This is a genomic window from Saccharothrix sp. S26 (assembly GCF_021390395.1).
In the GTDB taxonomy this organism is placed as follows: domain Bacteria; phylum Actinomycetota; class Actinomycetes; order Mycobacteriales; family Pseudonocardiaceae; genus Actinosynnema.
Genome location: NZ_JAJUWT010000007.1, coordinates 292,013 through 310,839, shown reverse-complemented (window position 1 = coordinate 310,839; position 18,827 = coordinate 292,013). Strand labels below are relative to the sequence as shown.

Genomic DNA, 18,827 nt, shown 5'->3' with positions numbered 1-18,827 from the left:
ATTGTTGGTTGACAGCTAACCACGCCAGGCGATTGGCTCGGCTGCGCCGGGACGCGCGGCCCTGCCGCGGTCACCACCGCACCGCGCCGTCCGGACGAGGAGTGCTGCGATGACCAGGCGCTACCTGATACCGCTCGCCCTCGCCACCGTCCTGACCGCGGGACTCGCGGCGCCCGCCGCGGCCGCGGGCGAGGTCGGGTGGCGAGCCGATCTGTCCACCGTGGACGCCGACGACAGCGGCGTCACCACGCGCGGCGGCACGGTGCGGCTCGACCGCGCCGCGCCGACGCCCGCCAGCGCGCGGGCGGCCGTGCGCACCGGGTTCCTCCAGCTCGAACCGCGCACGCTCGACGTGCCGGTCAACGCCGTCGCCGCGACCGTGCGCAGCAGCGTCCCCGCCGGCGCGGAGGTCGCCGTGGACGTGCGCGGCGCGCTGGGCGACGAGCAGTGGACCGAGTGGGTCGAGGCGCGGCCCGACGCGCCGGCCGTGCTGCCGACGGCGGTCACGACCGTGCAGGTCCGGTTGGCGTTGACGGCCGAGAAGGTCTCGCCCGAGGTGAGCGCGCTCGACCTGCGGGCGTTCACCACGACCGCGTCCTCCGGCGTGGTCGCGCAGGCCGCGGGCCTGTCCTACCGGGTCTACGCGACCCGCGAGGGCCTGGTCGGCGGCACGACCGCGAACGGGCACGTGATCGTCAGCCGCGACCACTTCGTCGCCCTGCCGTCGCGGCGGGGTCTGTCGGCCAAGGCCACCGGCACCTACAGCGTGCGGGTGTGCGCCGCCAACGGCCGGTGCGAGTGGGCGCCGGTCTGGGACGTCGGCCCGTGGAACACCAAGGACGACTACTGGAACCCGTCGGCCACCCGGGAGATGTGGAAGGACCTGCCCCAGGGCAAGCCCGAGGCGCAGGCCGCCTACCAGGACGGCTACAACGGCGGCAAGGACCAGTTCGGCCGCGCCGTGGCCAACCCGGCGGGCATCGACCTGGCCGACGGCACGTTCTGGGACGGCCTCCAGCTGACCGACAACTCGTGGGTCACCGTGACCTACCAGTGGACCGGTTCCGGCCCGGCCGGCTTCGTCCGCACCGCGGGCGACCCGCTCAACGTGCGCAGCTCCGCGTCGTCGACCGCCGCGCAGGTCGGGCTGGCCGCGAACTACGCCCAGGTGCGGGTCGAGTGCCAGGTCACCGGCCAGTCGGTGACGGGCTCGCAGGGCACGTCGAACATCTGGTACCGGATCGCGGCGGGCAAGTTCGTCGCGCGGGCCTACGTGTCGGGCGTGTCGGGCGCCACGACCTGCTGATCTCGCGACCACCCGGGAGCGGGTCCCCGCGCACCATGTCGGAGGATGTCCGGCATGGCCACAGTCGCCCAGTGGGTATCGGGGACCCGCCCCCGCACGCTGCCGAACTCGATCGCGCCGGTGCTGGTCGGCGCGGGCGCCGCGCACCACATCGACGGGTTCGACCTCCGGTGGGCGGTGCTCGCGCTCGTGGTGTCGGTGGCGTTGCAGGTGGGCGTGAACTACGCCAACGACTACTCCGACGGCATCCGGGGGACCGACGCGAACCGGGTCGGCCCGTTCCGCCTGGTCGGGTCGGGCGCGGCCGACCCGAAGGCGGTGCGGACGGCGGCGTTCGCGGCGCTGGGCGTGGCCGGGCTGGCGGGGTTGGCGCTGGTGCTGCTGACCGGCCGGTACTGGATGGTGGCGTTCGGCGCGGTGTGCATCGCGGCGGCGTGGTTCTACACCGGTGGCCGCAAGCCGTACGGGTACTCGGGGCTGGGCGAGCTGGCCGTGTTCCTGTTCTTCGGCCCGGCGGCGGTGCTGGGCACGTTGTACGTGATGACCGGTGAGGTCACCGGCATCGGCATCGGCGGCGCGGTCGCGATGGGCTCGTTCTCGACCGGCGTGATGATCGCCAACAGCCTGCGCGATATCCCGACGGACGTGCGGGCGGGCAAGCGGACCCTGGCGTCCACGCTGGGCGACCGCGACTCGCGGCGGCTGTACCTGGCGCTGGTGTCGATCCCGTTCGTGATCACGCCGGTGATCGGCCTGCGGGTGCCGCTGGCCCTGATCGGCTTCCTGGCCCTGCCGTTGGCGATCATCGGCGCGCGCCGGGTGCTCAACGGCAGCAAGGGGCGTGACCTGATCCCCGTGCTGCGCGACACCGGCCTGGCGATGCTGGTGTGGGGCATCGCCGTGCCGGTCGCGCTCGTGCTGGGCTGAGCCGGGTTCACCGCTCGTTGCCCGCGCGGAACCAGTCGAGGTAGTCGGCGACCGCGCGTGCGGTGCCGTAGGCGGGTTCGTAGCCCGTGTCCTGCCGGAGGCGGGTGGTGTCGAGCCACGTCGGCCGGTCCGCGCCGCCGGTGGGCAGGTCGACCCGGGCGTCCGGGACGACGACCTTGATCGCGGCGATGATCTCGGCGTTGGACGTCGCCCGGCCCGAGGCGACGTTGTAGGTGCGGTGGCGCAGCCGCGGCGCGGTCTGCAGGAGCGCGATGGCGCGGGCGCAGTCCTTCACGTAGCAGAGGTCGAGCGAGTCTTCCGCGTGCGCCGGACCGGGCAGGGTGGAGAGGTCGGGCGTGGTGCCCTTCGCGGCGGCGCGGACGAGTTCGGGCGCGGCGAAGAACAGCGCACCGTGCGGGTCGCGCGGTCCCCAGATGCCGGAGATGCGGTAGTCGACGACCTCGATCCCGGTCTCCGCGGCCAAGTGCTCGTTGAGCAGCTCGCCGATCTTCTTGAACCTGGGGATCAGGTGCGGTGACGTCATCGGCAGCGGCAGGTCCTCGCTGAGCGCGCCCTCACCGGTGACGCCCGAGTAGACGCCGATCGTGCTCGCGACGCCCACGCGGGGCACGCCCCAGCGCCGGGCGGCTTCCAGGACGTTCAGCAGGCCGCCGAGCGCGGTGCGCGTGGCCTCCACCGGGTCGTCCGCGCCGGGCGGCCACGGCATGGAGCCCGCCAGGTGCACGATGCCGGTGATCCCGTGCCGGCTGCCCGCGTCGAGTAGCGAGGCGAGGTCGGTGATGTCGGCCCGTTCCACGACGACGCGCTCGCCGGCGAACTCGGCCGGCACGTCCGCGGCACGGCGCTGCACGAGCACGCAGCCCTCGCCCGCGTCGAGCAGCGCTCGCACGGTGTGCGAGCCGATGAAGCCCAGGCCCCCGGTGACCAGGATCATTCTCGTAGCCTTCCTGCCGTTCGACTGATTATCAGTTCTACTGACAATCAGACTAGCGATAGGATCGGCGCGTGGCAAGGACGGACGGGCCCGGCCCGGAACTGAGCGGGAACCTGGTCTACCTGCTCAAGCACGCGCACCTGCGGATGGCGGAGCTGCTCAACGAGGCGTTGGCGCCCCACGGCGTCGAGGGCCGTGAGCTGGGCGTGATGTTGGCGCTCGCCGGTCGGGCGCCGATGTCCCAGCAGCAGGCGGCGCAGCGGCTCGGCATCGACCGCACGACGATGGTCGCGCTGCTGGACGCGCTGGAGGGCAAGGGCCTGGTGTCACGTCACCCGGACGCCGAGGACCGCCGCCGCAACGTGGTCGAGCTGACCGAGGCGGGCCGCGAGACGCTCCGCCTGGCCGTGGCGGCGAGCGACGAGGCCGAACGCGCGTTCCTCACGCCGCTCACCCCCGAGGCCGCGCGGGAGCTGCGGGAGGCGCTGCACGCGGTCGTGTTCCCGGGGCGGGACGAGGACGCCTGACGTCCGGCTACCAGGCGTCCTCGGTGAACGAGATCGGCTCGTCGTCACGCGGTTCGGGCTTGGGCGGTGCCACGCGGGGTTCCTCACCGCGGCACAGGGCGGACAGGGCCTCGCGGTCCGCCTCCAGCGCCGCCTTCACGCCCCGGTCGTCGGCGGCCTCACCCATGAGCACCTGGCGCCAGCTCAGGTAGCCGCCCGCGATCCGGCGCTGCAACGCTCGCAACTCCGGCGACGCCGCGTTCGACTTCGCGTACTGCATCACCCGCCGCACGTCGTCGGCGGAGGGCTCGCGCCGCGGGTACCGCAGCTTCGCCGCCTCGCGCACGGCCTTGTCGGCGTCGGCGACCGACCTGGCCAGCACGTCCTCCGCCGTCAGCACCTCCGCCGTCCGCCACGCGCTCACCGCAGACCCCTTCCCACGTGCCGATCCCCGCTGCGACGCACGGCACGCGCCGCGCGTTCCCATGAAAGCAAGAATCAGCGGCCCCACACACCGGTCGAGCGGAACCTCTCCAGCGTGGCCAGGTGCGGCTGGAGGTCCATGCCCTGGGCGGCCACCCACTCGTCGTCGTAGTAGGTGTGCGCGTAACGCTCGCCGCCGTCGCACAGCAACGTCACCACGCTGCCGCGCAACCGGGACGCGCGCATCTCCGCGATCAGCTGGAACGCGCCCCACAGGTTCGTGCCCGTCGACCCGCCGACCCGCCGGCCCAGCACCTGCTCGACGTGCCGGATGGTCGCCAGCGACGCCGCGTCCGGCACCTTGTACATCCGGTCGATCACGTCGGGGATGAACGAGGGCTCCACCCGCGGCCTGCCGATGCCCTCGATGCCCGAGCCCCGCGTCCCGGTCAGCGTCGGGTCGCGGTCGCGCCACGCGTCGAAGAACACCGAGTGCTCCGGGTCCACCACGGCCAGCCGGGTGCGCAGCTTGCGGTAGTGGATGTAGCGGCCGATGGTGGCGCTCGTGCCGCCGGTGCCCGCGCCCACCACGACCCACTCGGGCTCGGGCGCGGACTCCATCGCCATCTGCTGGAACACCGACTCGGCGATGTTGTTGTTGCCGCGCCAGTCGGTGGCCCGCTCGGCGTGGGTGAACTGGTCCATGAAGTGCCCGCCCAGCTCCGCCGCGAGCCGCCGGGACTCGTCGTAGATCGCGCCCGGCTCGTCCACGAAGTGGCACTGCCCGCCCTGGCGCTCGATCAGCGCCACCTTCTCCTTGCTGGTGGAGCGGGGCATCACCGCGATGAACGGCAACCCGAGCAACCGCGCGAAGTACGCCTCCGACACGGCCGTCGAGCCGGACGACGCCTCGATCACGGGCGTGCCGCCGACGACCCAGCCGTTGCAGATCGCGTACAGGAACAGCGATCGCGCGAGCCGGTGCTTGAGCGAGCCGGTGGGGTGGGTCGACTCGTCCTTCAAGTACAGGTCGATGCCCCACTCCGGTGGGAGGGGGAAGTGCAGCAGGTGCGTGTCCGCGCTGCGGTTGGCGTCCGCCTCGATGATGTGGACGGCCTCGCACACCCATTCCCTGGTCCGGGAGCTGCATCGGTCTACCGAAGAGGTCACGCCGGCACGATAACTTCTGCGACGTGAACTCACTTCCGATCGACCTGCTGCGCGGCTGCCTGCTGGCCGGCGCGGTCGGCGACGCGCTCGGCGGTTCGATCGAGTTCGACCGGATCGACCGCATCCGGGGCCGGTTCGGGCCCGCGGGCCTCACCGACTACGCGCCCGCCTACGGCAGGCTCGGCGCGATCACCGACGACACCCAGATGACGCTGTTCACGCTGGAGGGCCTGCTGTTGGCCCGCAAGCGCGGCAGCGACCCCGTGCACGAGGTGCGGGTGGCGTACGCGCGGTGGCTGCGCACGCAGGGCGGGCCGGAGGTCAGACCGGACGGGTGGCTGCTGGACGTGCCCGAGCTGCACGACCAGCGCGCGCCCGGCAACACGTGCCTGACCGCGTTGCGCTCGGGCGTGCTCGGCACGGTGGACGCGCCGATCAACGACTCCAAGGGCTGCGGCGCGGTGATGCGCGCGGCCCCGGTGGCGTTGTGGTCCGACGACGTGCGGGAGGTGTTCGAGCTGGCCGTCGCGACCGCCGCGCTGACCCACGGCCACCCCAGCGGGTACCTGTCCGCGGGCGTGCTGGCGGTGCTGGTGCGGCAGGTGCTCGCGGGCGTGGCGCTGCGGCCCGCGATCGAGGTGGCCCGCGCCGAGCTGATCCGGTGGGACGGGCACGAGGAGCAGTTGTCCCTGCTGGACCTGGCCGTGGAGCTGGGCGTGGGCGGGGTGCGGCCGACGCCCGAGGTGATCGGGACGGCGTTGGGCGGCGGATGGGTCGGCGAGGAGGCGCTGGCGATCGCGGTGCTGACCGCGCTGGCCGCCCGCGACCTGGCCGACGGGCTGCTGCTCGCGGTCAACCACTCCGGTGACAGCGACTCGACCGGCGCGCTGTGCGGGAACCTGCTCGGCGCGCGTGACGGCGTCGGGGCCATCCCGGAGCACTGGTTGGAAGCGCTGGAGCTGCGCGACGTCGTCCAGCGCCTGGCCGACGACGCGGCGGACACCTTCGCCGACCAGGGCCGGTCCGGGCTCGACACGCCTTGATCTACATAGGTAGCATTGAGGGGTGGAACCGCTCGGACGCATCGGAGGGGCCACGGTCGACGTGCTGGGGGTGCTGCTCGGCAGCGACCAGCCGCGCTGGGGCCTGGAGATCATCAAGCTGACCGGGCGCCCGTCCGGCAGCGTCTACCCGCTGCTCGACCGCCTGGAACGGGCCGGGTGGGTCACCTCGTCGTGGGACGACGACAGCGAACGCCGCGGCCCGCGCCGCCGGATGTACGTGCTCACGCCCGACGGTGCCCGCGAGGCGGTCAAGGTGTGCGCGAAGAAGGCCAAGCCCGTGCCCGCCACCCGACCGGAGGTCGCCCGATGACCGGATTCACGACCCGACTCGCCCTGGCCGCGGTCCGGGTGGCCGCCGTGCTGCTGCCGCGCGGGCAAAGGGATCGTTACCGGGAGCAGTGGCGCGCCGACGTCGAGGGAGCGCGCGAGCTGGGCCTGGAACCGCTCGGCGTGGCGTTCGGCGCGATCCGGATCGCCCACCGCGAGCGCAAGCCCGTGATGCCGCCGGTCGGGGCGCTGGCGCTGGCCCTGCGGCTGCGCGAGAGCACGAACATCGGCGCGGTGCTGGCCGTCGTGCTGCTGGCCAACCTCGGCGGGGCGATCCTGCTGGTGGTGTAGCCGCTAGGCGGCGTCGCCGCGCAACTGGGCGCGCAGCTTCTCGCGCTCGGCGCGGCGCGCGGACTGCTTCTCCTCCAAGCCCTGCGCGACCCGCGTCCGCAGCCCCTTGAACACGAACATCGACAGCGGCAGCGCCACCACCACGCCCACGGCGAGGGCGACCAGCAGCGGCACGTTCACGAGCACGAGCACCGCGGTGGCCGCGGCGACCATGCCCAGGCGCGCGCAGATGTAGAGCGTCACATCACGACCCAGGTGCACGTCAACCAGGTTACGCGTCGCCCGCGGGCCCGGCCGCCGCGGTGTTGGGTCGGCCCTCGAACCGGGTGGACAGCACGACCGTGGTGCGCGTGCGCGCGACGCCCTGGATGCGCCGCAACCGGCCCAACGAGCGCTCCAGGTCGTCCACCGTGGCGACCCGGACCTTGACGATGAACGACTCGTCGCCCGCCACCCGGTAGCACGACTCGACCTCGACCAGCTCGGCCAGCGCGACGGCCAGCTCGTCGTCGTCCGCGGTGTCGGTGGGGTGGATGCTGACCAGCGCGGTCACGCCGAGGCCGACCGCGCTGGGGTCCACGACCGCGTGATAGCCGACGATGACGCCGGTGGCTTCGAGCTTGCCGACCCGCTCGTGCACGGCGGAGGCCGAGAGGCCCACCTTGCGGCCCAGGTCGGCGTAGGTGGCCCGGCCGTTCTCCCGCAGGGCGGCGATGATCTGGCGATCAAGAGCGTCCACCGGTCACAGGGTAGGCCCACCGACCCCGCCCGGGTGATGGGGCGGGGATGTCCGAACCGCACCCTTCGTCCCTTACTACCTCTTTACCATCACCCAAGCGTTCGAGTACCCGATGGGTGAGGTGCCACGATGCGTCCGGTACGTCTGTTCGCCATCGGGGAGGATGCCGTGACCGTGACGCAGGGACACCACGGGGAGCGCCTGCTGACGCCAGGTGAGGTCGCGAACCTGTTCCGGGTCGACCCGAAGACGGTCACCCGCTGGGCCACCGCGGGCCGGATCGGGTCGATCCGCACGCCCGGCGGCCACCGCAGGTTCCGCGAGTCCGAGGTCCAGCACCTGTTGTCCCAGCTGACCACGGAGGCGACCGAACCCGTTCGGCACTGAACACGTACACCTCCGGGACACGGGTAATCTCGTGGCAAAGGAGGTGGCGACCATGCTCTACCTGCTCGCGGTGATCGGTGCGCTCACCATCGCCGTGCTGCTGTGGCGTGCGTTCGGACCGGACCGGGTCGATACCGCCCCCAGCCGTCGTTTCGTGGCGCCGGACGACGACCCCGACTTCCTGCGCAAGCTCGGTGAGCAGCGCAAGAAGAAGCCGGACGACGAAGAGTGACGCGGAGGGGCCTCGTGGTGAGGCCCCTCGTCGCACGGGTCAGTTGTTCGGGAAGTCGTCGGCCACCGTGGCGGCGAGCTCCAGCAGCGCCAGCCGGGTGTCGGGGGCGAGCTTGTCCAGCTCGATCTCCGCGCCCTCCTCCAGGTGGCTGTCGAACGGGATGCGCACGACCGCGCGGCAGCGCTGGGCGAAGTGCGCGGCCAGCTTGTCCAGGTCGACCTTGCCCGAGCCCGGCCGCACCGAGTTGATCACCGCGACGGACTTCGCGACCAGGTCGCGGTAGCCGTGCGCGTCGAGCCAGTCCAGCGTCGCCGCCGAGGTCTGCGCGCCGTCCACCGAGCCGGACGAGACCAGCACCAACGAGTCGGCCTGGTCGAGCACGCCCTTCATGGCCGAGTGCATCAAGCCGGTGCCGCAGTCGGTGAGCACGATGTTGTAGAACAGCTCCAGCAGCGAGACCGTGCGCAGGTAGTCCTGGTCGCTGAACGCCTCCGACACGGCCGGGTCCTGCTCGGACGCCAGCACCTCGAGCCGGCTGGGCGACTGCGAGGTGTACGCGCGCACGTCGCTGTAGCGGGTGATCTTCGAGGCGTCGCGCAGCAGGTGCCGCACGGTCGCCGTGGTCTCCCTGGGCACCTTCAGCGCCAGCGTGCCGCGGTCGGGGTTGGCGTCCACCGCGATGACCCGGTCGCCGCGCAGCGACGAGAACGTCGAGCCGAGCGTGGTCGTCGTCGTGGTCTTGCCGACACCGCCCTTGAGGCTCAGCATCGCGATCTTGTAGCACCCGCGCAGCGGCTGGTTGATCCGGCTGATCAGCTCACGCCTGCGGATGTCCGCGGGGCTCTCGCCGAGGTTGATCAGGCCGCCGGTGACCGAGTGCAGCGTCTTGCGCCAGCCGGACTGCGGCGGTCGCTTCGCGCGCTTGATCAGCTGCTGCGAGGTGACGTCGCCCGCGGTGGCCCGCTGCGCCTGCGGCGGCTGGGGCTGGACGCTCTGCGGGAAGTTGTTGGGGAACCCGCCCTGGTACTGGTGCGGTCCCGACTGCCCGGGGCCGGGGTACGGGCCGGACTGCCCGCCCGACACCTGGTAAGCGCCGGACTGCCCGCCGGACACCTGGTACGCGCCCGACTGGCCACCCGACACCTGGTACGCGCCCGACTGCCCGCCGGACACCTGGTACGGGCCCGACTGCTGGCCCGCCACGGGGTACGGACCGGACTGCTGGCCCGCCACGGGGTACGGACCGGACTGCTGACCGGCCACGGGGTACGGACCCGACTGCTGGCCCGGCACCGGGTACGGCCCGGACTGCGCCGGGAAGCCACCCGACGGCGGTCCGGTCACCGGGCCCGACTGCGCCGGGTCGAGGTAGACGGTCTGGGGCTCGACGTAGTGGGCTCCCGATCCCGGCTCGACCTGGTAGCCGCCCGACTGGTTCGGGTTGGGCTGCTGCTGCCCCTCCGCTCCGGTCGGCTGCTGCCACGACGGCTCAGGATTCTCGTAGCGACCGGTCACCGCTGGGGTCCTCCCTGAGCGAAGCGGATCGAGACCTCCCCGACCCCACGCGTCCGACGGTAGTCGGCGACGAGTGGTTCCACGACATTGGGTGCGCGCTCGTCACGAGGCGCACCAACAGGTCCGCGCCACCGCCTGCCACGAGGTCTACGCCGATCACCCCACGCCGGCGTACGAGTGCAACCCAGTCGTTACGAGGTTGATGAAGAACAGGTTGAACACGGTCAGCGCGAAGCCGAGCGAGTTGATCCACGCGGCCGGGCGGCCACGCCACCCGGCGGTCGCCCGCGCGTGCAGGTAGGCCGCGAAGACGACCCACGAGACGAACGCCACGGTCTCCTTGGGGTCCCAGCCCCAGAACCGGCCCCACGCCGCCTCGGCCCAGATCGCGCCGCAGATGATGCCGATGGTGAACAGCGGGAACGCGAACACCGTGCTGCGGTAGGCGAGCCGGTCGAGCTGCTCGGCGTCGGGCAGCTTGGCGAACCGCGCCCGGCCCGAGGTCTTGAGCAGGTACAGCACGCTGGCGACGCCGGGCACCAGCAGCACGCCGCTGGACACCGAGATCACCGACACGTGCACCACGAGCCAGTACGACTGCAACGCGGGCTGCACGGGCGCCGCGTCGGTGTAGAGCACGGTGCCGCCGAGGAACATCAGGATCACGATCGGCACGAGCACGAAGCCGCCGAGCCTGCGCACGTCGAACGTGCGCGAGAGCACCAGCCACGTGACGACGGCCGCGAGCGTGAGCAGCGAGCCGTACTCGTACATGTTGCCCCACGGCGCGCGCTCGGTCGCGAGGCCGCGCAGCACCAGCGAAGCGGTCTGGAGCAGCGCGCCGAGGACGGCGAGCGCCACGCCCATGCGGCCGAGGCGCTCGGCGCGGGACCGCTCCGGCTTGGCGACCAGGCCGGGCGTCCACGTGCCGTCGGCCCGCGTGCCGCCCGCGGCGACCGCGCCGGCCAGCTCCCGGGCCTTGGCGGGACGGGCGAACGCGGCCTCGCACAGGTACAGCACCGCGGCCAGGAAGTAGATCGCCACGGCCGCGGCGTAGGTCCAGTCGCTGTAGGTCGCCAGGGTCGCGTTGACCGGCATCAGCTCTCCTCCTTGTGAGCGAGCAGGTCCCGGGAGAGGGCGTCGAACTCCTCGCCGTACCCGGCCTGATCAGTGCGCGCGAGGCCGCCGACCTCGACCACGGTACGCCCGTCCTCGCGCGGGCTCGCCCGCACCCACACGCGGCGGCGCTTGATGCTCAGCGAGACGCCCAGGCCCAGGATGACCAGCACCGAGAACACCAGCACCCACAGCTGCGTCGGGTCGTGCGACACCTGCAACGACACCCAGTCGCGGACGCCGTCGAACCGGATCACGGTGCCGTCGTCGAGGGTCAGCTGCTCGCCCTGCTTGAGGTTCTGCCTGGCGACCTTGGTGAGCTTGCCGTCCTTCACCATCTTCTGGTCGATGGAGAAGATGGACTGGCCGCGACCGGAGTCGGTGCCCAGGTCGCCGCGGTAGACGTCGATCGCGACCGCCGGGTCGTTCGCGGCGGGGAACGCGGAGTCCAGCAGCTCGCCCCGGAACGCGGCGGTCGGCGCGAGCAGGCCGGTGATCGCGAGCTGGCTCTTGCGGCGCTGCTCGGCGTCGGGGACGTTCGGCGGGTCGAACTTGGTCGCGCCCTCCGAGGCCAGCGTGACCAGGTTGACCGGCCGCCACTGGGTCGCGCCGGTGCGCGTCTCCCCGTTGGGGAAGGTGACCGTGAACAGCGGCGTGTAGCCGTGGCCGAGCAGGTAGACCCGGTCACCCGCGGTGCGCAGGGGGCTGTTGACCCGCAGCGGGTAGGGCCGCCAGGTGCCGGTGTCCAGGTCCGCGCCGGACTGGTACTGGATGGCCGCGTCGAAGCTCTCGGCCTGGCCGTTGTGCAGGAACTCGGCCTCGAAGTCGTCGACCCGCACGCAGAACTGGTTGAGCTGCGTGCCGTCCACGCGCAGGCCGGGGCGGAAGGTGTCGTAGTTGTAGACGCCCGAGTTGCAGAACTGGCCACCGTTGGCCTGCACGATGACCTGGCCCTCGTAGCCGAACATCTTGCCCAGCGCGAACGCGATCAGCAGGCCCAGCAGGGAGAAGTGGAACACCAGGTTGCCGGTCTCGCGCAGGAACCCGCGCTCGGCGCTGATCGTGCGGCCGCCGCCCGGCTCGTCGCGGGTGACCGTGCGCCAGCCCTTGAGCCTGCGTTCCGCGTGCTCGATGACGGCCTGCGGCGACGCGGTGGTGTCGGCCGAGGCGTGGTGCGGCATCCGGGCCAGGTTGCGCGGCGTGAGCACCGGCTTGGCCCGCATCTGCTTGAAGTACTCCCAGGTGCGCGGGAGCAGGCAGCCCACCAGGGACACGAACAGCAGCACGTAGATCGCGGAGAACCAGACGCTGGCGTAGACGTCGAAGAACTGCAACCGGTCCAGCAGCCGGCCCCACCAGCCGTTGTCGGCGATGTACTCGTCGACCTTCAGCGAGTTCAGCGACCGCTGGGGCAGCAACGCGCCCGGCATCGCGCCGAGGGCGAGCAGGAACAGCAGGGTCAGCGCGGTGCGCATGGCCGTCAGGCCGCGCCACGTGTTGCGCAGGAAGGCGAGGAGGGCGCTCACTACAACGGCAGTTTCAGGTCGTTGATGACGGCGTCGCGCAGCCAGCCGACGAACTCGCCCCACAGGCCGGTCACCAGGGCCACGCCGACGGCCATCAGCAGCACGCCGCCGAACACCTGCACCTGGCGGACGTGCGAGCGCAGCCAGCCGGTCGTGCGGACCGCCCAGCGCGCGCCGAGGGCGATGAGGATGAACGGCAGGCCGAGGCCGAGGCAGTAGGCGAGCACCAGCACCCCGCCGCGCAGGGTGATCGAGCCCACCTCGGTGCTGCGGGTCAGCGCGAGCACGCCCATCAGGGTCGGGCCGACGCACGGGGTCCAGCCGAGCGCGAAGACCCCACCCAGCAGCGGCGCGCCGAACAGGCCGGCCCTGGGCGTGCGGTGCAGGCGGACGTCGCGCTGGAGGGCGGGCACCAGGCCGATGAACACCAGGCCCATGGCGATCGTGATGACGCCGCCGATGCGCTGGAGCAGCTCGCCCTGGAACCAGAACAGGTCGGTCAGGCCGAGCACCACGAACGAGGTCAGCGCGAACACGACCGTGAAGCCGAGCACGAACAGCAGGGCCGCGCCCGCGACCCGCCAGCGACCCGACTTGGCCGCCTCGCCGTCGGTGACGGCCGGGGCGTCCGCGCCCACCAGGCCCGCGAGGTAGGCGAGGTAGCCCGGCACGAGCGGGACGACGCACGGCGAGGCGAACGAGATCGCCCCGGCCAGCATGGCCACCCCGGTCGCGAGCAGGATCGGGCCGGAGGTGGCCAGATCGGTCGGGTTCACGGGTTCAGCGTAGGTAGCCGCTCTTGACGCCGTGCAGGGGCATCCCTTATGGGCGACCCACGTCACAGGCGAGCGGTGATCCGGTCGGGGTCGTGGCAGGCCGAACGCCGTGCTCAGTTACCCGTCTCGGTGAATGGTTGCACCCGACTACCAACCCTTGTGGGCTAACAGGCCACTGCATAGCGTGACCGCATGAGCGCTCTCCGGCTCGTCCTGCCCGCGCCGGCCGTCGCCTTCGCCGTCGTCGCCGCTTCCCTGCCCGGCGCCGCCGCGGAGCCCGGCGGTCCCGGGGTCGAGTAGGTCGAGGTCTTCTCCCCGGACGGCACGATCGCGCGGACGCCCGTGCCGGTCGCCGTCGAAGCCTCGGCCACGCCGGGTGCGGTGGTCGCCGACGTGGTGGCGATCCAGGAGACCGGCGCGCCCGAGCAGCGGTTCGACCTGGTGTTCGTCGGCGACGGCGTGGACCACGACCCGACCCTGGGCACGGACCGCGACACCGCCCTCGACATGGGGTTCTGGTGCCAGGGCCGCGACCCCGAGACCGAGCGGCTGCTGTGCGTCAACCAGGCCAAGGCGGGCCGGTTCGCCGCGCTCGCGCCCCAGGCCGACCAGGTCATCGCGCTCGGCAAAACGGCCAAGTACGGCGGCGCGGGCGGTGGCGTGGCGACCGCCGCCGACGCGGACGACCAGGCCGGGCAGATCGCCGTGCACGAGCCGGGCCACTCGATCGGCGAGCCGGCCGACGAGTACGACTACCCGTACGACCGGTTCAGCGGCGACGAGCCGACCGAGGTCAACGTGCATGCGCGCGCTCGGCCGCGAGGTCGACCTCGTCGGCCGCGACGCGATGGTCGAGGCGTTCCGGGCGAAGGTGCCCGAGCTGCGGTGACCGCTACTCCGCGGCCAGCTCCTCGACCAGCGGCACCAGGTCGGACGCGATCACGCCGCCGAGGAACGCCGCCGCCACCCGGTGCTGCTTGTCCAGCACGAACGTGGACGGCACGGTGTTGGGCGGCAACCCGCGGAACGACAGCATCGCGCGGCCCGACTCGTCGTAGATCGACGGGTAGGTCAGCTGCCGGTTGGTCATGAAGTCCCGCGGCGACTCGGTCGAGTTCTCCTTGACGTCCACGCCCAGCACCTGCACGCCCAGCGGCCCGGTCTCGTCCTGCACCTTCTGCAGCTCGGGCGCCTCGGTCCGGCACGGCGGGCACCACGCGCCCCAGATGTTGACCACGACGACCTTGCCCGCGTAGTCCTCCAGCGAGATCGTCCTGCCGTCCTCCATCAGGCTCGGACCGGTCAGCCCCTTGATGCCCTTGCGCTCGTCGCCCTCGTAGCGCAGCTTCGTCTCGCCGTTGGGCGCGACGAGCTGGAACTCCGAGCCGGCCACCACCGCGTCGTCCCCGGTCGAGCAGCCGGTGACGAGCAGGAGCACGGCGGTGAGGCCGCCCAGGACCGCGCGTGCCCTCATGCCCCGGTCACCCTCGGGTTCGTCGCGCCGACCGGCTCGGTGTAGACCACCCGCACCAGCTGCTCGCCCTCGAACACCAGGCTCGTCAACGAGGCCAGCGAGCACTCGCGGCGGCGCGGGTCGTGCCACATCCGCTTGCCCTCCAGGAAGCGCCGCAACGTCCAGATCGGCAACTGGTGCGACACGCACACCGCCTCGTGGCCCTCGGCCACCGACCGGGCCCGCTGCACCGCGCCGAGCATCCGGTGCGCGATCCGCAGGTACGGCTCGCCCCACGACGGCCGGAACGGGTTGACCAGCTTCGGCCAGTGCCGGGGCGAGCGCAGCGCGCCGTCGCCGACGGCCACCTTCAGGCCCTCGAACTTGTTGTCCGCCTCGATCAGCCGCTCGTCGGTGGCCAGTTCGAGCCGGTGCGAGTCGGCGATCGGCGACGCGGTCTGCTGCGCCCGGTCCAGCGGGGAGGCCACGACGTGCGCGATGTCGTGGTCGGCGAGGTGCTCGGCCACGGTGAGCGCCTGCCGCTGGCCGCGTTCGGACAGCTTGAAGCCCGGCAGGCGGCCGTAGAGGATGCCGGTCGGGTTGTGCACCTCGCCGTGCCGCAGCAGGTGGACGACGGTTCGGCTCACCGGGTCGCCTCCGCGGCGGCGCGGGCGGCGTGCGGCAGGGCGTCGGCGATGACCTGGAAGTCGTCGTCGGTCATGGCCGCGTTGACGAACCACGCCTCGAAGGCGCTGGGCGGCGGGTACACGCCCCGGTCGAGCAGGGCGTGGAAGAACGGCGGGAAGCGCCACGTCTCGGCGGCCTGGGCGCCCGCGTAGTCGGTGACCTCGGCGTCGGTGAAGAACACGCTGACCAGGTTGCCGGCGAACTGGACGCGGTGCCGCACGCCCGCTTCGGTCAGCGCCGCGGTGAACAGCGCGCCCAGGCGGGTGGCGTTGGCGTCGAGGGTGCGGTAGACGTCGTCGGTGGCGGCGCGCAGCGTGGCCAGGCCCGCGGCGACCGCGACCGGGTTGCCGGACAGCGTGCCCGCTTGGTAGACGGGCCCGGACGGGGCGAGCTTCGACATCACGTCCGACCGGCCGCCGAACGCGGCCGCGGGCAGGCCGCCGGACATGACCTTGCCGAACGTGTAGAGGTCGCCCTCGACGTTCTCCAGGCCGTACCAGCCGGCGCGCGAGACGCGGAAGCCGGTCATCACCTCGTCCATGATCAGCAGCGCGCCGTTGTCCCGGCACAGCCGCTTCAGCTCGGCGTTGTGCTTCGGCGCGATCGCGCCCATGTTGCCCGCCGCCGCCTCGGTGATCACGCAGGCGATCTCGTCGGGGTTCTCGGCGAACGCCCGCTCGACGGCCTCGACGTCGTTGTAGGGCAGCACCAGGGTGTCGGCGGCCTGCGCGCCCGTGACGCCGGGCGAGGTGGGCAGGCCGAGCGTGGCGACGCCGGAGCCCGCCTGGGCGAGCAGCGCGTCCACGTGACCGTGGTAGCAGCCGGCGAACTTGACGACCTTGCGCCGGCCGGTGAAGCCGCGGGCCAGCCGGATCGCGCTCATGGTGGCCTCGGTGCCGGAGTTGACCAGGCGCACCTGGTGCACCGGCGCGACCCGGTCGATGATCTCCTCGGCCAGCTCGATCTCGCCCTCGGTGGGCGTGCCGAACGACAGGCCGTGCACGGCGGCCTCGCGGACGGCGTCGACGACCGCCGGGTGGGCGTGCCCGAGGATCATCGGGCCCCACGACGACACCAGGTCGACGTACCGGTTGCCGTCGGCGTCCCACAGGTGCGGGCCCTCGCCGCGCACCATGAACCTGGGCGTGCCGCCGACCGAGTGGAAAGCCCGTACCGGGGAGTTCACGCCACCGGGGATCACCGCCGCCGCGCGCTCGAACAGTGCCTGGGATCGCGTCGCTGTCACGCCGTCCAGTCTCACACGCCGGGTTCTTCGACCTGCTTCCGACCACGGGTGCGCACGGCGAGCACGGTCTGGCGCACGGCGTCGAGCAGCAGCACGCCCGCGAGCGTGACCAGGGCGACGGACCCGCCGATCCAGTTGCCCTTGAACCGGGTGGACTCCAGCGGCGGGTGGTCGGGCACGGGGTAGCTGTGGTGCACGACACCCCGGTCCCAACACCACACGGCCAGCGCCACGAGCAGCGCGACCAGCACCACCTCGCCGATCGCGATGAGCGCGCGTTTGGGCTGGTGCAGCGTCGGCGCGCCCGGTTCGGGCTCGGGTTCGGGCACGGTCTGGCTCTCGACGGTGGCCGCAGTCACGTCGGTCAGCTTCTCATGCCCGGCCCGGTCGTCAGCCCCGCGTGGCACCGCGCCCGTCCCCCCGTCCCGGATCGCGGTGGGTCAGCAGCTTCCCGATCCCGGCGCGGAGGGCGTCGGCGTCACGTGCCCAGCCCATCACCACCGTGCCGTCGGTCAACCGCAGCGGCACCGCTTCCGTGCCACGGGGCAGGGACCAGCCACCGCCGAGCACCTTCGCGCCCGCGCGCGGTTCGACCCCGTCGACGGCTTCCACGTCACGCAGCGGCAGCTCGTCCCGGCCCTGGTGCAGGGCGACGGGCGTGAGGCGGACGGCGTAGAGGCGACGGCGGCCCTGCACCCACAGGGCGGTGGGCAGGAGGAGGAGCAGTGCGACGAGCAGCCACAGCAGCGGCCGGGTCGAGCCGGTCAGCGCTTCCACGCCGAAGCCGAGCAGGGCGAACACCGGGCCCCACAGCAGCGGCCACCAGGACGTGCCGGGTTCGGCGTACAGGGTCGGCTGGTCCACTGGCGATCAGGTCCCCGAGAAGTACTGGCGGGTGCCGGGCAGGAAGGCGGCCGCGGCCGCGGCGGCGGGCAGGACCAGCCGCGCCACGATCACCACCCAGGTGAGCGCGCCCGCGTCGCCGTCGCGGGAGGCGATGATCGCGGCGGCGAGGGCGAGGACGCCGACGACCAGCGCACCGCCGCACAGGCCGAGCCGGGCGTGGTAGGAGCCACCGAGCAGCAGGACCGCGCCCCAGACGCACGCGATGGCCAGGCACGTGCTGGTGAACAACGCCATGATCGGGCCGAACCCGGCGATCGCGCCGTCCTCGGCGAGGGAGCGGGCGATCGAGCCGACCGGCCAGGAGAGGGCGGTCAGGATCCACAGGGTGAAGGAGGCGGTGACGGCGGTGGGGCGGACCCGCACGGCGGTGTGCTGGTCGACGGCGCGCATCTGGCCGGGGTACGGCTGGCCGGGGTACGGCTGGCCGGGGTGGATGTGAGCGGAGTACTGCCCGCCGGGATTCGGTTGGCCGGGGTAGACCTGGCCGGAGTACGGCTGGGCGGGATACGACCGGCCGGGGTCGGTCTGACCTGGGTAAACCTGACCGGGGTGCGGCCGGCCGGGGTAATGCCGGCCCGGGTCGGTCTGCCCCTGGTAGGTCGGGCCGGGGTGCGGCTGCCCCGGGGTGGTCTGGCCTGGGTCGGGCTGGTCCGGGTGCGTCATCTCGTCACCGCTCTGGCGTAGGCGTTCGACGCGGGCAGGTACATCGCCACGAACCCGAGCGCGCAGACGCCCAGGAACACCCAGGACCAGGCCACGCCCCACATCCAGTGCACGTACGGCAGGCCCCCGGAGGCGAACGCCAGCATCGCCAACAGCCCGAACGCCCCGGCGGGCAGGCTGAGCACGGTGAGCAGGACGCGCGCCCAGTTGCGACCCGAGCGGAGCTTGGCGGCGGCGATCACGAACGGCACGGCCGCCACGGCCAAGGCGAACGCGAACAGCACCGGCGTCAACCGCGCGCCCAGTTCCGCCTCACCCCTGCTCATCGGGGTTTTCCGGTCACGCGCGAGGTCGTCGGTCAGCGCGTCGAGCCCGGTGTAGAACAGGGCAGGCAGGACGAGCACCACGAGCGCGGCCCCCGCGATCCAGCACCACGACGCGACGGTGGTCGTGACCGGTCGGCGGGGCGCGAGGTCGGCCGGGTGCACCGGCGGCATGGGCGCGGGGAGCTGGTAGCCGGGAGGCAGCGGCGTGCTCGACCGCTCCTGCCCGGGCAGGTCCACGTGGTGGAAGGGCGAGGCGAACGGGTCCGGTTCGGGCATGGGTTCTCCG

The 18,827-nt window shown here is 72.6% G+C and carries 24 protein-coding genes and 1 pseudogene; 9 read left to right on the top strand and 16 right to left on the bottom strand.

Features of this window, described 5'->3' with window-relative positions:
* Positions 1–109 precede the first annotated feature (109 nt).
* Both LZG04_RS13960 and LZG04_RS13955 read left to right on the top strand, forming a co-directional pair.
* The gene (locus LZG04_RS13960; protein ID WP_233816850.1) at positions 110–1,306 is read left to right on the top strand and encodes a hypothetical protein; all 1,197 of its coding nucleotides are present in this window, start codon (positions 110–112) and stop codon (positions 1,304–1,306) included.
* Positions 1,307–1,360: 54 nt separating this feature from the next.
* Positions 1,361–2,233 (top strand): 1,4-dihydroxy-2-naphthoate polyprenyltransferase, encoded by an 873-nt coding sequence (locus LZG04_RS13955; protein ID WP_233816848.1) that lies wholly within the window; start codon positions 1,361–1,363, stop codon positions 2,231–2,233.
* Between the two features lie 7 nt (positions 2,234–2,240).
* Here LZG04_RS13955 and LZG04_RS13950 read toward each other — a convergent pair whose 3' ends face one another.
* Positions 2,241–3,188 (bottom strand): NAD(P)-dependent oxidoreductase, encoded by a 948-nt coding sequence (locus tag LZG04_RS13950; RefSeq protein ID WP_233816846.1) that lies wholly within the window; start codon positions 3,186–3,188, stop codon positions 2,241–2,243.
* Positions 3,189–3,259: 71 nt separating this feature from the next.
* Between LZG04_RS13950 and LZG04_RS13945 the strand changes: the two genes are divergently transcribed.
* The gene (locus LZG04_RS13945; RefSeq protein ID WP_233816844.1) at positions 3,260–3,715 is read left to right on the top strand and encodes a MarR family winged helix-turn-helix transcriptional regulator; all 456 of its coding nucleotides are present in this window, start codon (positions 3,260–3,262) and stop codon (positions 3,713–3,715) included.
* A 7-nt stretch (positions 3,716–3,722) separates the two neighbouring features.
* Here LZG04_RS13945 and LZG04_RS13940 read toward each other — a convergent pair whose 3' ends face one another.
* Both LZG04_RS13940 and LZG04_RS13935 read right to left on the bottom strand, forming a co-directional pair.
* Complete coding sequence (locus LZG04_RS13940; protein ID WP_233816842.1) at positions 3,723–4,118, bottom strand: hypothetical protein; 396 nt, start codon at positions 4,116–4,118, stop codon at positions 3,723–3,725.
* 74 nt (positions 4,119–4,192) lie between these two features.
* A complete protein-coding gene (locus tag LZG04_RS13935; protein WP_233816840.1) occupies positions 4,193–5,287 on the bottom strand; it encodes a PLP-dependent cysteine synthase family protein in 1,095 nt (364 codons plus the stop codon).
* A gap of 23 nt (positions 5,288–5,310) precedes the next feature.
* On the opposite strand from LZG04_RS13935, the gene LZG04_RS13930 reads away from it, so the two are divergent.
* Genes LZG04_RS13930 through LZG04_RS13920 form a run of 3 tightly spaced genes read left to right on the top strand, consistent with a single transcriptional unit; the run spans position 5,311 to position 6,969 of the window.
* Positions 5,311–6,330, top strand: coding sequence for an ADP-ribosylglycohydrolase family protein (locus LZG04_RS13930; RefSeq protein ID WP_233816838.1), 1,020 nt, complete (start codon positions 5,311–5,313; stop codon positions 6,328–6,330).
* Positions 6,331–6,352: 22 nt separating this feature from the next.
* The gene (locus tag LZG04_RS13925) at positions 6,353–6,661 is read left to right on the top strand and encodes a PadR family transcriptional regulator (protein ID WP_233816836.1); all 309 of its coding nucleotides are present in this window, start codon (positions 6,353–6,355) and stop codon (positions 6,659–6,661) included.
* Positions 6,658–6,969 (top strand): hypothetical protein, encoded by a 312-nt coding sequence (locus LZG04_RS13920; RefSeq protein WP_233816834.1) that lies wholly within the window; start codon positions 6,658–6,660, stop codon positions 6,967–6,969. Before LZG04_RS13925 ends, LZG04_RS13920 begins: the two co-directional genes overlap by 4 nt.
* Before the next feature lie 3 nt (positions 6,970–6,972).
* Here the strand turns inward: LZG04_RS13920 and LZG04_RS13915 are convergent, their stop codons facing one another.
* On the bottom strand, positions 6,973–7,230 hold the full coding sequence (locus LZG04_RS13915; protein ID WP_308199079.1) for a DUF4229 domain-containing protein: 258 nt from the start codon (positions 7,228–7,230) through the stop codon (positions 6,973–6,975).
* Between the two features lie 10 nt (positions 7,231–7,240).
* Complete coding sequence (locus LZG04_RS13910) at positions 7,241–7,708, bottom strand: Lrp/AsnC family transcriptional regulator (protein WP_233816832.1); 468 nt, start codon at positions 7,706–7,708, stop codon at positions 7,241–7,243.
* 129 nt (positions 7,709–7,837) lie between these two features.
* On the opposite strand from LZG04_RS13910, the gene LZG04_RS13905 reads away from it, so the two are divergent.
* Complete coding sequence (locus LZG04_RS13905) at positions 7,838–8,095, top strand: BldC family transcriptional regulator (RefSeq protein WP_233816830.1); 258 nt, start codon at positions 7,838–7,840, stop codon at positions 8,093–8,095.
* Positions 8,096–8,147: 52 nt separating this feature from the next.
* On the top strand, positions 8,148–8,327 hold the full coding sequence (locus LZG04_RS13900) for a hypothetical protein (protein WP_077011223.1): 180 nt from the start codon (positions 8,148–8,150) through the stop codon (positions 8,325–8,327).
* 39 nt (positions 8,328–8,366) lie between these two features.
* Here LZG04_RS13900 and LZG04_RS13895 read toward each other — a convergent pair whose 3' ends face one another.
* The 4 genes from LZG04_RS13895 to LZG04_RS13880 all read right to left on the bottom strand — a co-directional run bounded on the left by LZG04_RS13895 (position 8,367) and on the right by LZG04_RS13880 (position 13,203).
* Positions 8,367–9,842: a MinD/ParA family protein gene (locus LZG04_RS13895; protein ID WP_233816828.1), complete on the bottom strand. Its 1,476-nt coding sequence runs from the start codon at positions 9,840–9,842 to the stop codon at positions 8,367–8,369.
* Between the two features lie 156 nt (positions 9,843–9,998).
* Positions 9,999–10,940 carry a c-type cytochrome biogenesis protein CcsB gene (gene ccsB, locus LZG04_RS13890; RefSeq protein ID WP_233816826.1) on the bottom strand — a complete coding sequence of 314 codons (942 nt, stop codon included), beginning with the start codon at positions 10,938–10,940 and terminating at the stop codon, positions 9,999–10,001.
* Complete coding sequence (locus LZG04_RS13885; protein ID WP_233816949.1) at positions 10,940–12,433, bottom strand: cytochrome c biogenesis protein ResB; 1,494 nt, start codon at positions 12,431–12,433, stop codon at positions 10,940–10,942. The genes ccsB and LZG04_RS13885 overlap by 1 nt, the downstream gene beginning before the upstream one ends.
* Positions 12,434–12,483: 50 nt before the next feature.
* Complete coding sequence (locus LZG04_RS13880; protein WP_267936339.1) at positions 12,484–13,203, bottom strand: cytochrome c biogenesis CcdA family protein; 720 nt, start codon at positions 13,201–13,203, stop codon at positions 12,484–12,486.
* Positions 13,204–13,767: 564 nt separating this feature from the next.
* On the opposite strand from LZG04_RS13880, the pseudogene LZG04_RS13875 reads away from it, so the two are divergent.
* Positions 13,768–14,010 (top strand): annotated as a pseudogene (locus LZG04_RS13875) (M64 family metallopeptidase); the annotation flags it as partial.
* A 142-nt stretch (positions 14,011–14,152) separates the two neighbouring features.
* Here LZG04_RS13875 and LZG04_RS13870 read toward each other — a convergent pair.
* Genes LZG04_RS13870 through LZG04_RS13840 form a run of 7 tightly spaced genes read right to left on the bottom strand, consistent with a single transcriptional unit; the run spans position 14,153 to position 18,817 of the window.
* The gene (locus tag LZG04_RS13870; RefSeq protein ID WP_233816822.1) at positions 14,153–14,734 is read right to left on the bottom strand and encodes a TlpA disulfide reductase family protein; all 582 of its coding nucleotides are present in this window, start codon (positions 14,732–14,734) and stop codon (positions 14,153–14,155) included.
* Entirely contained in the window at positions 14,731–15,360 is a 630-nt protein-coding gene (locus tag LZG04_RS13865; protein WP_233816820.1) for a histidine phosphatase family protein, read from the bottom strand. The genes LZG04_RS13870 and LZG04_RS13865 overlap by 4 nt, the downstream gene beginning before the upstream one ends.
* On the bottom strand, positions 15,357–16,646 hold the full coding sequence (gene hemL / locus LZG04_RS13860; protein ID WP_233816818.1) for a glutamate-1-semialdehyde 2,1-aminomutase: 1,290 nt from the start codon (positions 16,644–16,646) through the stop codon (positions 15,357–15,359). Before hemL ends, LZG04_RS13865 begins: the two co-directional genes overlap by 4 nt.
* Before the next feature lie 11 nt (positions 16,647–16,657).
* Positions 16,658–17,005, bottom strand: coding sequence for a hypothetical protein (locus tag LZG04_RS13855; protein ID WP_233816816.1), 348 nt, complete (start codon positions 17,003–17,005; stop codon positions 16,658–16,660).
* 31 nt (positions 17,006–17,036) lie between these two features.
* A complete protein-coding gene (locus LZG04_RS13850; protein ID WP_233816814.1) occupies positions 17,037–17,510 on the bottom strand; it encodes a hypothetical protein in 474 nt (157 codons plus the stop codon).
* 6 nt (positions 17,511–17,516) lie between these two features.
* Positions 17,517–18,215 carry a hypothetical protein gene (locus LZG04_RS13845; protein ID WP_233816812.1) on the bottom strand — a complete coding sequence of 233 codons (699 nt, stop codon included), beginning with the start codon at positions 18,213–18,215 and terminating at the stop codon, positions 17,517–17,519.
* Positions 18,212–18,817 (bottom strand): hypothetical protein, encoded by a 606-nt coding sequence (locus LZG04_RS13840; protein WP_233816810.1) that lies wholly within the window; start codon positions 18,815–18,817, stop codon positions 18,212–18,214. Before LZG04_RS13840 ends, LZG04_RS13845 begins: the two co-directional genes overlap by 4 nt.
* Between the last annotated feature and the right edge of the window lie 10 nt (positions 18,818–18,827).